The sequence below is a fragment of the Actinoplanes sp. 13 genome (assembly GCF_056134165.1).
Map to the genome: position 1 here is coordinate 668,391 of NZ_JBVYOQ010000001.1, position 12,790 is coordinate 681,180.

The 12,790-nt window shown below is 72.0% G+C and carries 11 protein-coding genes; 5 read left to right on the plus strand and 6 right to left on the minus strand.

Going from position 1 to position 12,790, the window contains the following annotated elements; translation table 11 throughout:
- Positions 1 to 17: 17 nt before the first annotated feature.
- From AC0NH5_RS02980 to AC0NH5_RS02990, 3 genes are all read right to left on the minus strand, one after another.
- Positions 18 to 959, minus strand: a complete 942-nt coding sequence (locus AC0NH5_RS02980; protein ID WP_474399563.1) for a tetratricopeptide repeat protein — start codon at positions 957 to 959, stop codon at positions 18 to 20.
- A 120-nt stretch (positions 960 to 1,079) separates the two neighbouring features.
- Positions 1,080 to 2,753, minus strand: coding sequence for an acyl-CoA mutase large subunit family protein (locus AC0NH5_RS02985; RefSeq protein ID WP_474399565.1), 1,674 nt, complete (start codon positions 2,751 to 2,753; stop codon positions 1,080 to 1,082).
- Between the two features lie 78 nt (positions 2,754 to 2,831).
- Positions 2,832 to 4,028: an FAD-dependent oxidoreductase gene (locus AC0NH5_RS02990; protein ID WP_474399568.1), complete on the minus strand. Its 1,197-nt coding sequence runs from the start codon at positions 4,026 to 4,028 to the stop codon at positions 2,832 to 2,834.
- Positions 4,029 to 4,081: 53 nt separating this feature from the next.
- Between AC0NH5_RS02990 and AC0NH5_RS02995 the strand changes: the two genes are divergently transcribed.
- A complete protein-coding gene (locus AC0NH5_RS02995) occupies positions 4,082 to 4,663 on the plus strand; it encodes a PadR family transcriptional regulator (protein ID WP_474399570.1) in 582 nt (193 codons plus the stop codon).
- A gap of 10 nt (positions 4,664 to 4,673) precedes the next feature.
- Here the strand turns inward: AC0NH5_RS02995 and meaB are convergent, their stop codons facing one another.
- Together meaB and AC0NH5_RS03005 are read right to left on the minus strand one after the other, a co-directional pair.
- Positions 4,674 to 5,636 (minus strand): methylmalonyl Co-A mutase-associated GTPase MeaB, encoded by a 963-nt coding sequence (gene meaB / locus AC0NH5_RS03000; protein ID WP_474399572.1) that lies wholly within the window; start codon positions 5,634 to 5,636, stop codon positions 4,674 to 4,676.
- 37 nt (positions 5,637 to 5,673) lie between these two features.
- The gene (locus AC0NH5_RS03005) at positions 5,674 to 6,858 is read right to left on the minus strand and encodes an acetyl-CoA C-acetyltransferase (protein ID WP_474399574.1); all 1,185 of its coding nucleotides are present in this window, start codon (positions 6,856 to 6,858) and stop codon (positions 5,674 to 5,676) included.
- 80 nt (positions 6,859 to 6,938) lie between these two features.
- Here AC0NH5_RS03005 and mce point away from each other — a divergent pair, with 80 nt between their 5' ends.
- The 4 genes from mce (at position 6,939) to AC0NH5_RS03025 (ending at position 11,986) form a co-directional block, all read left to right on the plus strand.
- Positions 6,939 to 7,406 carry a methylmalonyl-CoA epimerase gene (gene mce, locus AC0NH5_RS03010; protein WP_474399576.1) on the plus strand — a complete coding sequence of 156 codons (468 nt, stop codon included), beginning with the start codon at positions 6,939 to 6,941 and terminating at the stop codon, positions 7,404 to 7,406.
- 279 nt (positions 7,407 to 7,685) lie between these two features.
- Positions 7,686 to 9,038, plus strand: a complete 1,353-nt coding sequence (locus tag AC0NH5_RS03015) for a coiled-coil domain-containing protein (RefSeq protein ID WP_474399578.1) — start codon at positions 7,686 to 7,688, stop codon at positions 9,036 to 9,038.
- A gap of 238 nt (positions 9,039 to 9,276) precedes the next feature.
- Positions 9,277 to 10,800 carry a Laminin subunit beta-1 gene (locus AC0NH5_RS03020; RefSeq protein ID WP_474399580.1) on the plus strand — a complete coding sequence of 508 codons (1,524 nt, stop codon included), beginning with the start codon at positions 9,277 to 9,279 and terminating at the stop codon, positions 10,798 to 10,800.
- Between the two features lie 55 nt (positions 10,801 to 10,855).
- The gene (locus tag AC0NH5_RS03025) at positions 10,856 to 11,986 is read left to right on the plus strand and encodes an AI-2E family transporter (RefSeq protein ID WP_474399582.1); all 1,131 of its coding nucleotides are present in this window, start codon (positions 10,856 to 10,858) and stop codon (positions 11,984 to 11,986) included.
- A 4-nt stretch (positions 11,987 to 11,990) separates the two neighbouring features.
- Here the strand turns inward: AC0NH5_RS03025 and AC0NH5_RS03030 are convergent, their stop codons facing one another.
- Positions 11,991 to 12,788 carry an alpha/beta hydrolase gene (locus AC0NH5_RS03030; RefSeq protein ID WP_474399585.1) on the minus strand — a complete coding sequence of 266 codons (798 nt, stop codon included), beginning with the start codon at positions 12,786 to 12,788 and terminating at the stop codon, positions 11,991 to 11,993.
- Positions 12,789 to 12,790: the final 2 nt, after the last annotated feature.

Below are 12,790 nucleotides of genomic sequence, written 5' to 3' on the forward strand. Positions count from 1 at the left end.
GTCGAAGAAAACGCGGCTCAGAAGAGCGCGCTGGCCAATGCGCGACGTGCGCCGGCCACCGCGGGGTCGTCCGGGCCGGCCACGCTGAACAGCGAGAGCAGGTGCTTGCGGACGGCGTCGCGGTCGTCGCCGGTGGTCCGCCTGATCAGGGCGACCAGCCTCGCGTACGCCTCCTCGGCCTGACCGCTGAGCACCTCGATGTCGGCGGCGAGCCGCTGCGCCTCGACGTCGTCCGGGTCGGCCTGGGCCTTGGCCAGCACGGTCGCCGGGTCGGCGCCGTCGATCCGGCGGTAGAGCTCGACCTGCGCCAGGCCGGATTCGGCGGCGGCGTCGGCCGGGGACTCGGCGAGGATCTTCTTGTACGCCGCCTCGGCGGCGTCCAGGTCGCCGACCATCAGCGCGTCGTCGGCGGCGTCCAGGCGCGGGTCGGCCGGCGTCTCGACGTCGACACCGGCGGCCTTGAGCACGGCGCCGATGTATTGCCGGATCTGGGCCTCGCCGGGCACACCGGCGAAGCCCTCGACCGGCTGACCGCCGATCAGCGCGGTCACCTGCGGGATGCCCTGCACCCGGAAGACCTGGGAGAGCCGCGGGTTGGTGTCCACGTTGACCTTGCCGAGGATCCAGGTGCCCGCGCCTTCCGCCACCAGCTTCTCGAGCACCGGGGAGAGCTGCTTGCACGGCTCGCACCAGTCGGCCCAGAAGTCCAGCAGGATCGGCGTGGTCAGCGACCGCTCCAGGACGGACTGGAAGTTCGCCTCGGTGACCTCGATGACGGTGTCGGGGTTGACCCCGGGAACCGTGGCCGGGATCGCGGCTGACGGGGAGCCGGCTGCCGGGGCGGTGCTCGGGGCGGGAGTGCTCGGCGCAGCCGGTTTGGCCGGCGCCGTGGGCCGCAACGCGCTGAGATCGACCGCGCCGCGGGTGAAGATCGACGGAGTGGTCCGTGGGTCGCTCATGGTTACCTAGTCTCGCACGCAGTCGTGGCTGTTCGCGCCGCCACCAGGCCGCCGATATCGGACGTCACAACGCCCGTCCGGCGGCCCGGTCACGTGACTAGGGCGATCCGTCCGGAAGGGCTAGAAGCGGGCGGGTTCGCGGTAGACGCCCCACTCGTCCTTCAGCACCCCGCAGATCTCACCGAGGGTGGCCTCGGCCCGGGCCGCGTCGAGCATCGCGGGAATCATGTTCCCCCCGGTTCGCGACACCGCGATCAGCTGTTCGAGCGCCGCCTTCACCCGTACCTGATCCCGATTCTCCTTGCGGGCGGCCAGCTCGCGCCGCTGCACCTGCTCGACCTCGTGGGAGACCCGCATGATCTCCAGTTCCTTGGCCACGGTGCCGGTGTGCACGTTGACCCCGACCACCCGCTTCTCCCGCTTCTCCACGGCCTGCTGGTACGCGAAGGCGGCCTCGGCGATGTGGGCGGTGAACCAGCCGTCCTCGATGCCGCGCAGGATGCCGGCCGTGACGCTGCCGTCGTGGCCCAACTCACGGATCCGGGTGAAGATCTCCTCCGCCTCGGCCTCGATCCGGTCGGTGAGCGCCTCGACGTACCACGACCCGCCGAGCGGGTCGGCGACGTTGACCACCCCGGTCTCCTCCATCAGCACCTGCTGGGTGCGCAGGGCGATCTCGGCGGACTCGTCGGTGGGCAGCGCCAGGGTCTCGTCCAGGGCGTTGGTGTGCAGCGAGTTGGTCCCGCCGAGCACCGCGGCGAGCGCCTCGACCGCGGTGCGCACCACGTTGTTGACCGGCTGCTGCGCGGTCAGCGAGACGCCGGCGGTCTGCGTGTGGAACTTCAGCCACAGTGCTTTCTCGCTGGTGGCGCCGTAGTCCTCGCGCAGGTGCCGGGCCCAGATCCGGCGGGCGGCGCGGAACTTGGCGATCTCCTCGAAGAAGTCGACGTGGGCGTCGAAGAAGAAGCTCAGGCCGGGCGCGAACTGGTTGACGTCGAGGCCGCGGGAGAGGCCGAGCTCGACGTAGCCGAAGCCGTCGGCCAGCGTGTAGGCGAGTTCCTGCGCGGCGGTCGAGCCGGCCTCCCGGATGTGGTACCCGCTGACCGAGAGCGGCTTGTACTTCGGGATCTCGTGCGCGCAGTACTCCATCAGGTCGCCGATGAGGCGCAGGTGCGGCTCGGGTTCGAAGAGCCATTCCTTCTGCGCGATGTACTCCTTGAAGATGTCGGTCTGCAGGGTGCCGTCGAGTTTGCTCAGGTCGGCGCCCTGCCGTTCGGCGGCGACCAGGTACATGCAGAAGACCGGCACCGCCGGACCGGAGATGGTCATGCTCGTGGTGACGTCCTGCAGCGGGATGCCGTCGAACAGCACGTCCATGTCCGCGGCCGAGTCGATGGCGACGCCGCAGTGGCCGACCTCGCCGAGCGACTGCGGCTCGTCGGAGTCTCGGCCCATCAAGGTGGGCATGTCGAACGCGACGCTCAGCCCGCCACCTCCGGCGGCCAGGATCATCTTGTAGCGCTCGTTGGTCTGCCGGGCGTTGCCGAACCCCGCGAACTGGCGGATGGTCCAGGTCCGGCCGCGGTAGCCGGTGGGATAGAGACCCCGGGTGTACGGATATTCGCCGGGCCAGCCGATGCGGTCGAAGCCCGGGTACGCGATGCCCTCGGGTGGCCCGTAGACCGGGTCCACCGTCGTGCCGGAGAGCGTGGTGAAGTCGGCGTCCCGCTTGCGGGCCGCATCGTAACGCCGTTGCCAGCGCTCCCGGCCGGCGGAGATCTCGGCAGCATCCATGCCCGCCATCGTAGAGCAGAACTGAACGATCATTAAGGCCACGATCTCGATCGGCCGGAAAAGAAGGCGCGACGCCGCTCAGGACGTGACGAGGGTGGGGAGCCGGTGCTCCAGGATCCACGCCTGCGGGTCGCCTCTGCGGTGCAGGATCCGCATGACCACCGGCGTCATCGCGTCCCGGATCGCCGCACCGACCAGGCCCGGCACCTTCGCGTTGCTGGACCGCCGGCCGTGGGCCACCACCTTCTCCACCCGCGGCCGGCGGGTGGCCTCGTAGGCCGCGAGCGCCGCCGGCAGATCGCGCCGTTCCCGCAGGCTGTGGCCGAGGACCACGGCGTCCTCGATCGCCATCGACGCGCCCTGCCCGGACGACGGGGCGACGGCGTGCGCGGCGTCGCCCACCAGCACCACCCGCTCGTTGCGCCAGACCCGGACCCGCCGCAGGTCCCGGGTGCTCCACGGGCCGGCCACCTCGGCCGAGGCGCGGATCAGCGCACCGACCGGCTCCCCCGCGAACAGCTCGTCCAGATGCGCACGCCAGGCCCCGGGGGTGAACTCCCCCGGCTCGGCGGGACGGTCCCGCGGCGGGTTGGCGAACCACCAGACGGTGCCGTCCGGCGCGGTCACCCAGCCGGCGAACGCCCGGCGCCCGAACGACATCTGCATCACCCCGGGCGGCGGTGCGAGAGCAGGATCGACCGGCCCGGCGGTGAAGCCGCCGGTGTCCAGCAGACCGAGATAGTGCGGTGCGGGCACGGACGGATCAAGAGCCTGCCGGGTACAGGAGTGCAGCCCGTCCGCACCGACCAGCAGTTCCGCGCTCGCCACCCGGCCGCCCTCGAACCGTGCGGTCACCTCCCCGGGTCCGGTGGCGACCGAGGCCAGCCGGGCGCCGTGCACGATCGGGATGCCGCGGGCCGTCACCTGCGCCCGCAGGGCGGCGTAGAGGTCGGCGCGGCGGATCGTGGTGGTGACCGTCCCGTCCGGCAGCGGGCCGCCGAGCGGCAGCTCCGCGAGCAGCCGCCCGGACGCCCCGCGCAACGCCATGACCGGGGTGGCGAACCCGCGCGCCAGCACAGCGGCCGGGTCAACGCCGAGGGCGCGCAGGGCGTTCGAGCCGTTCACCGCGAGGGTCAGGAAGGCGCCGCGCTCGCCGGCGCCACGATCCCTCGCTTCGTAGATCACCGGCTGGAAGCCGGCGTGCTGCAACGCGACCGCGGTGGCGGTCCCGGCGATGCCTCCGCCGACGACGATGGCGCCTCTTGGTTTAGTCATACAATGACTATTGATGGAATGACTAGGGAACGTCAAGGCCTAAGCTGGCCGCCATGAAGCGCTCCCCCCTGGCGATGGTTCTGCTGGCCCTGCTGGTGGAGGCACCGATGCATCCGTACCGGATGCAGCAGGTGATCAAGGAGCGCGGTCAGGACCAGCTGGTCAACGTCGCGCAACGCAACAGCGTCTATCAGACTCTCGAACGGCTGGTCCGGGCGCGGCTGGTCCGCCCGGCCGGCACCAGCCGCGAGCCCGGCCGGCCGGAGCGGACGGTCTACGAGGTGACCGAGGAGGGCACGGCGACATTGCGCCGCTGGCTCCTCGAGATGCTGCCGGAGCCGGCCCGGGAGTTTCCCGAGTTCCCGGTCGCGCTGGCATTCCTGCCGATCCTCACCCCGGCCGAGACACGGGAGCTGCTGGAGCGGCGGCTCGCGGTGCTGACCGAGCGGTCGGCCGCGATCGACGGGCAGGCGCCGCCCGGCCTGCCCCGGCTCTTCCTGGTCGAGGACGAATACCGGTCGGCCATGCTGCGTGCCGAGGCGGAGTGGCTGCGCGGCCTGATCGCCGAGCTGGCGGACGGGAGCCTGGCGTGGGACCGGGCGCTGATCGAGGAGACGCTGAGCCGGTTCGGGTGACCGTTCCCGATCAGGTCTGGCGCAGGCCGGCGAGCAGCTCGTCGGCGGCGGCGTACGGGTCGGTCTCACCGGCCGCGACCCGGGCCGCGAGATCGCTCAGCGCGGTGCCCTCGTGCAGGTCGGCCATCCGGGCGCGCAGTGTGCCCAGCGCCAGGGCCGCCACCTCGGCCGCGGCCCGCTGCTCGCGCCGGACGCGCAGGTTGCCGCTGCCCTCCAGCCAATCGCGGTGCTTGCCGATCGCGGCCACGACGTCGTCGACGCCGTCGCCCTTGACCGCGACGGCGCGCACGACCTGCGGCCGCCACTCACCCGGGCCCCGCTCGCCGAGGGCCAGCATGCCCTGGATGTCGCGGTAGGTGGCGTCGGCGCCGGGCCGGTCCGCCTTGTTGATCACGAAGACGTCGGCGATCTCCAGGACGCCGGCCTTCACCGCCTGGATGGCGTCGCCCATGCCGGGCGCGAGCAGCACCAGCGTGGTGTCCGCCAGCGAGGCGATCTCCACCTCCGCCTGGCCCACACCGACCGTCTCGACCAGGATCACGTCGCAGCCGGCACCCTCCAGGACGCGGACCGCCTGCGGCGTGGCCGCGGAGAGCCCGCCGAGCTGGCCGCGGCTGGACATCGACCGGATGTAGACGCCGCTGTCCGAGGTGTGGTCGGTCATCCGGACCCGGTCGCCGAGGATCGCGCCGCCGCTGAACGGGCTGGACGGGTCCACCGCCAGCACGCCGACCCGGGCGCCCTGCCGGCGCAGCGCCCGGACCAGCTCGTTCGTGGTGGTCGACTTGCCGACCCCGGGGGCACCGGTCAGCCCGATCACCTGGGCGTGGCCCGCGTAGGGCGCCATTGCGGCGGCGACCTGCGGCAGCGCCGGGTCACCGTTCTCCACCAGGCTGATCAGCCGGGCCACCGAGCGGGGGTCGCCCTCCCGGGCCCGTGCGACGAGGGTGGGCACGTCGCGGGAACGGGTCACCTTTGAATCTCCCCCCGGGCACCGGCCTTGCGCCGGCTCACGCCGATGGCACCTTGATGATCAGCGCGTCGCCCTGGCCACCGCCGCCGCAGAGGCCGGCCGCGCCGAGCCCGCCGCCGCGCCGCTTCAGCTCCAGCGCCAGGGTGAGCACCAGACGGGCGCCGGACATGCCGATCGGGTGTCCGAGAGCGATCGCTCCGCCGTTCACGTTGACGATCTCCTCCGCCACTTTCAGCTCGCGCATCGACTGGATCACCACCTGGGCGAACGCCTCGTTGATCTCGACCAGGTCGAGGTCCTCCACGGCCAGCCCGGCCTTGCCCAGCGCGTGCCTGATGGCATTGGCCGGCTGCGACTGGAGCGAGCTGTCCGGTCCGGCCACGTTACCGTGCGCGGTGATCTCGGCGAGCCAGGTCAGCCCGAGCTCCTCCGCCTTGGCGCGGCTCATCACCACGACCGCGGCGGCGCCGTCGGAGATCGGCGAGGAGCTCGCGGCGGTGATCGTGCCGTCCGGCGTGAACGCGGGACGCAGGCCGGCCAGCGACTCCGCGGTGGTGTCCGGGCGTACGCCCTCGTCGGTCCCCACCGCCTGCACCGCACCGCGGCCGCCGCCGGGAACCGGGACGATCTCCTCGGCGAACCGGCCCTCCCGCTGCGCCGCGGCCGCCCGCCGGTGGCTCAGCGCGGCGAAGGCGTCCTGCTCGGCCCGGGTGATCCCGAGCCGGACGCCGCTCGCCTCGGTGGACTCGCCCATCGAGATGCCGGCCCACGGGTCCATCAGCCCGTCGAAGGCGGTGTGGTCGCGCACCAGCACGTCGCCGAACTTGCGGCCCTGTCGCTGCTCGGGAAGCAGGTGCGGCGCGTTGGTCATGGACTCCATCCCGCCGGCCACCACGATGTCGAACTCGCCGGCGCGGATCAGCTGGTCGGCGAGCGCGATCGCGTCCATGCCGGAGAGGCAGACCTTGTTCACCGTGAGCGCGGGTGTGGTCATCGGAATGCCGGCGGCGACGGCCGCCTGCCGCGCGGTGATCTGCCCGCAGCCCGCCTGAAGGACCTGCCCCATGATCACGTACTGCACCTGATCGGGCGCGACGCCGGACCGCTCGAGCGCGGCCGCGATGGCGTGCCCGCCGAGCGCGGTCGCGGGCAGGTGCTTGAGGTTGCCGAGCAGGCGGCCCATGGGGGTCCGGGCGCCACTGACGATCACGGAGCTGGTCACTGTCTCGTTCCGATCTTCGCTGACCGGGTAAGGGGGCACCCGGGGTGGCCTTAACGATGGGTAAGGTCGAGACTAACCGCATGACAGCGGACTCTTCGAGCAGCAGTGGCACCGAGAATGTCACATTCTCCGATATCGAACTGCTGCGCATCGATCACGTCGGGATCGCCGTGCCGGACCTCGATGAGGCAATTCGGTTCTATGCCGAGAACTTCGGTCTGCGCTGTGTGCATCAGGAGACGAACGACGAGCAGGGCGTACGCGAGGCGATGCTCGCGGTCGGCGACGGCAGCGGGCCCCGGCTGCAGCTGCTCGCCCCGGCCCGGCCCGATTCCGCGATCGCGAAGTTCCTCGACCGCAGCGGCCCCGGCCTCCAGCAGCTCGCCTACACGGTGGCCGACGTCGAGGTCGCGGCAGATCGGTTGCGGGCCCGCGGGCTGCGGCTGCTCTACGACGAGCCGCGTCGCGGCACCGCCGGGTCACGGATCAACTTCGTGCACCCGAAGGACGCCGGCGGCGTCCTGGTCGAGCTGGTGGAACCCGCCTGACGGGTACGCCGGTCGGGTGAATCATCCTGACGCGGGCTCGGTCAGCTGGCAGGATCGGGGCCATTGAGCAGGACCGACGACGCCGGCGGCCGGGACCGGGTCATCCGCTGCCCCGAGTGTCCAGGTGGCCACGGACGACGGCGAGCCGACCGGTGGGCCGACCGGGCCCGGCCGTTCGGCCCGGGACCCGACTGCGCTCCAGGTCAAAGCTGATCTACGATGCGGTTCGGATGCCCGTCGGCTCTTGCATGTCCGTTCCCTTCTCGCCAGGATGGCGCAATGCCCCAGCAGCAGGATCAGAACCTGGCCTTCTTCGAGACCGCCAACTCCCAGCACGACTTCACCGTCGTCCTGCGCGGTTACGACCGTCACCAGGTGGACGGACACATCGGCCGTCTGCTCGCCGCTCTGAACCAGTCCGAGCAGGCCCGCGGTGAGGCCGAGCAGCGGATGAACGACGCCCAGCGCCGGTTGCGCCAGGCCGAGCAGCGGCTGAACGCCCTGGAGCAGAAGCTTGCCGACAGCAACAAGTTGCTGGAGGAGAACAACCGTCCCACGCTCTCCGGTCTGGGCACCCGGGTCGAGCAGATCCTGCGTCTCGCCGAGGAGCAGGCGAACGACCACCGCAGCGAGGCCAAGCGGGAGTCCGAGGGCATTCTCTCCGCCGCGCGCCTCGAGGCCCGCGAGATCACCGACAAGGCCCGCGCCGAGGCCGCGGCCATGAAGGCGACCGCCGAGCGTGAGGCCGGCCAGGTCCGCACGCACGCCGAGCGCGAGGCGGCCGAGGCCCGGGTGCAGGCCCGTCGCGAGGCCGACACGCTGCGCGGCGACGCCGACCGCGAGACCAAGCAGCTGCGCACGGTCACCGCGCACGAGGTCGCCGAGCTGAAGTCGACCGTGGAGCGTGAGGTGGCGTCGCTGCGCGCCACCGCCGAGCGGGAGATCACCCAGGCCCGCGCCAAGGCGGCCCGGGAGGCCGAGGAGAAGCGCGCCGAGGCCACCAAGCTGCTCACCGACGCCCGCGACAAGCGCGACAAGGACCTCCAGGCCCTGGCCCTGGAGATCGCCGAGCGCCGGGAGAAGGCCGAGCGCGAGGAGTCCCAGCGGCACGCCGCCCAGGTCAGCGCCACCCAGAAGATGGTGGCCGAGGCCGAGGAGCGCGCCCGCGCCGCCGAGGACCGCGCCAAGGAGATCCAGCAGCGCGCCGAGACCCGCCGGGTCGAGTCCGAGCGCACCGCCTCCGAGGCCGTCGAGAAGGCCCGCGCGCTGGCCGACAAGACGGTCACCGAGGCCCGCGCCGAGGCCAACCGCCTGCTCAGCGAGGCGCGCACCGAGTCGGAGCTGACCACCCAGGCGGCGCGGCGCGAGGTCGAGGACCTCACCCGCCAGAAGGACGCGGTCACCAACCAGCTCGGCCAGATGCTCTCCGGCCTCTCCGGACTGGTTCCCGGCGTCGGCGGCCCGGCTGCCAAGGCGGTCGCCGAGGCGAGCAAGCCGGCCGAGGCGCCCGCACAGCGCGGTCCCGAGCAGGCGGCCCAGCAGGGCACGCAGCAGGCGCCTCCGCAGGCCGCTGAGCAGCAGGACCAGTCGGGTTCCGACGAGCAGCCGGTGGCCGCCAAGACCAACTCCTGAGCACACCCACCTCTGAAGTTGCGAAGCCGGCGCGAGTACGCGACGGTGAAATTCGCCGGGGGTCGTGAGTGATTCGAGGCCGTATCGGAGTTTCTCCGGCACGGCCTTGCTCGTTTTCGCGCCGTAGCCTGGTTCTCGACAAGCGAGGCCAGACAAAAACGTGACTACCCGCACAGTCCCTGCCAACCCGGTGTGTACCGACACGGCTGGGGACTATGCGTATGTGAGGATGGACAGCATGTCGCACGGCGGAGAAATTCTCGGACTCGGCGGAGACGCGACCACCGAGCCCAACTTCGAGACCGCCCTGCGGGGATACGAACGGAGGCAGGTCGAGCGCTACGTCGCTCGCGCGGAGAACGAGATCGCCGCGCTGAGCGCCGAGCGCGAGCAGGCCTACTCGCAGATCCAGGCGATGGCCGCCCAGGTCAAGGGCCTCCAGCAGGAGCTCGCCGAGACCCGTCGCAACTCCGGGCTCAGCGGTGAGGTCTCGTTCCGGCACCTCGGACCGCGTGTCGAGCAGATCCTCACGCTCGCCGAGGAGCAGGCCGAGGCGATCAAGGCGTCCGCGACCGACGACATCGCCAGCCGCCTCGCCGAGGCCGAGCGGATCCGCGCCGAGGCCGAGGCGCACGCCCACGACGGCATCCGCGACTTCGAGATCGCCCTCGCCGCCCGGCGTGCCGAGGAGGAGAAGGTCGACGCCGCCAAGCGCGCCGCCACCGACAAGGCGGTCGCGGAGGCACGGCGCGGCGCCGAGCAGATGCGCTCCGAGGCCGAGGCGGTGCTGGTCCGGGCCCGCAACGACGCCAAGTTGCTCACCGAGAAGGCCGCCCAGGAGGCCCAGCGCACCCGCGCCGAGGTGGACGGCTACGTGCAGTCCACCCGGGTGCAGGCCGAGCAGGAGCTGAAGGCGCTGCGGGACAAGACGCAGCAGGAGATCACCGCGAAGCGGGCCGAGGCCGACCGGGAGCACGCCGAGCTGAAGGCCTCCGTCGAGCACGAGCTGGCCCTGCGCCGCGCCTCGGTGCTGGAGGAGCTCGGTCAGATGCGGGCCGGTGTCGAGAAGCAGTGCGCCGATCTGCGCAGCGAGGCCGACAAATACGCGGAAGAGGTCCTCCGCCGCTCCGACGAGCAGGCCACCGCCGTCCGCAAGGAGATCGCCGCCCAGCAGGAGAAGATCGCCCAGGCCGGCCGTGACCTCGAGGGCGCCATGGCCAAGATCGCCGAGGCCGACCAGCGCCGGGCCGCCGCAGAGGACCGCGCCGGCAAGGCCGAGAAGGAGTCCGAGCTGGTCCAGCAGCGCCTCGCCGAGGTGCAGCAGCAGCTGGAGGCGGAGCTGAAGCGGGTCGCCGAGGCCCAGCGGGCCGGGGAGGCCGCCGAGCGGCGTGCCGCCGAAGTCCGGCGCCAGGTGCAAAAAGAGGCGAAGCGGGTGGCTGAGCTGGCCGCTGCCGCGGTGCTCGCGGCGGCCGCCTCCCCCGAGGATGACGAGGACGGGCAGCCGGAGCCGGAGGCCAAGCCGGTGGTCGCCACCGCCAGCGCGCCGGTCGCCGCCCACGCGATCGAGAAGCCGGCCGGGGCGCACGCCGCCGACAAGCCGGTCGGGGCCCACGCCGCCGACAAGCCGGTCGGGGCCCACACCGCCGAGCGGGCGGTCGGGGCGCACGCGGTCGAGAAGCCCGCGGGCCCGCCCGCCAAGGTGACCGCCTCGGCCAAGGTGACGGTTCCGCAGGCGAGCCGGGTGCCCGCGGACGCGGAATGACACGGGCCGCGGTGGCGCGCCAGGCACCGCGGCACTAACCTCCGGAATCTCCGACGTGGAGGGAGGGGGTCCGATGTCCACCGAGCCGCCGGCTGACGAGTCCGCTGTCGACGATGCCCCCGAGCCGGTCGAGCAGGCCGAGTTCGGCGAGCCGGGGGTGCCGCTCAACCGCCGCAGCCCGTTTCTGTTCGGCTTTCTCTTCGGGCTGGGCGTGCTCCTGGCGTACACCTTGTTCTTGGGTGTCCGCAACGCCGCCTCGATCCTCGTCCTCGTCCTCATCGCGCTCTTCCTGGCGATCGGCCTCAACCCGGCGGTGTCCCGGCTGCGCCGGTGGGGGGTGCCCCGCGGGGTGGCCGTGGCGATCGTCGGGCTCACCGTGGTCGGCCTGCTCGCCGGCGGCCTGATCGCACTGATCCCACCGCTGGTCACGCAGACCACCGAGCTGATCAACAACGCGCCCGGGACGATCGAGAGCCTGCGCCGCAGCGAGACGGTGAACGAGCTGGTCCAGCGCTACGACATCGCCACCAAGGTGCAGAACGCGATCAACGCCGGGACCATCGGCAACGCGCTGGGCGGGGTGGTCGGCGGAGCCCGGCTGCTCTTCGGCACGATCTTCAACATCCTGACCGTGCTGGTCCTGACGATCTACTTCATGGCCGCCTTCGACCGGATGAAGGAGACCGGGTATTCCCTGGTCCCGGCGTCGCGGCGGGAGCGGGTGCGGCTGCTCACCGACGAGATCCTGACCAAGGTCGGTGCGTACATGGTGGGCGCCCTGGCCATCGCGATCCTGGCCGGCGTCAGCACCTTCGCGCTGGCCCTGGCACTCGGCCTGGCGTACCCGTTCGCACTGGCCGTGGTCGTCGCGGTCCTCGACCTGATCCCGCAGATCGGCGCCACCCTGGGCGCCGTGATCGTCAGCCTGGTCGGGCTGGCCGGCTCGGTCACCGACGGCGTGGTGTGCATCGTGTTCTTCATCGTCTACCAGCAGGTGGAGAACTACCTGATCTATCCGAACGTGATGCGGCGGTCGGTGAAGGTCAGCGACGTGGCGGCGCTGGTGGCCGCTCTCGTCGGCGTCGGCCTCTTCGGCGTGGTGGGCGCGCTGGTGGCGATCCCGATGGTGGCCGCCGTCCAGCTGATCATGCGCGAGGTCCTGCAACCGGCCCAGGCGCAGCGCTGACGGCTCACTGCAGCGGGCGCGGGACCTCGACGTCGGCGAACGCCGCGACAGTCCGGTCCGAGTACGCGCTGGAGTCCCCGGTCTCCATCGGGCCGTCCCAGGTGCGGGGCAGCGGCACCGGCACCGCCGGCGCGATCCGGCGGACGATCTCGTCCAGCACCTTCTCCGCGTCACCGACCCAGAGGTGCTTGGCGCCCGCCATCGGCACCACCTCGGCCTGCGGGACCGCGGCGAACCGTTCCTGAGCCTCGGCCGGGCGCAGGTAGTCGTCGAACTCCGGGATCAGCGCGGTCACCGGCTTGCCGTCGGCGGCCCAGGCGTCCAGGTGCTCCGGCCGGGAGAAGCGCAGCGGCGGGGAGAGCAGGATCGCGCCCCGGACCGACGGGTCCAGGCCGTACATCAGGGTCAGGTCGGTGCCGAACGACCAGCCGACCAGCCACACGTCGGGCAGGTCGGCGAACTCCGCGTACTCGATGGCGGCGGCCACGTCGAACCTCTCGTCCACCGCCGCCGAGAACTGTCCGCCGCTCGTACCGCGTACGCTGCTGGTCCCCCGGGTGTTGAACCGCAGCACTGCGATCCCGGCCAGCGCGGGCAGCCGCCAGGCCGCCTTGCGATAGACGTGGCTGTCCATCATCCCGCCGTGCGTGGGCAGCGGGTGCAGGCAGACGATGGTGGCCACCGGCTCCCGGTCGAGCGGGCGGGCCAGCTCACCGACGAGGGTGACGCCGTCCGCGGTGTGCAGCTCGATGTCCTCCCGGCGCGCGGGGAGGATCGAGTTGGCACGGATCTGGTTGCTCATGT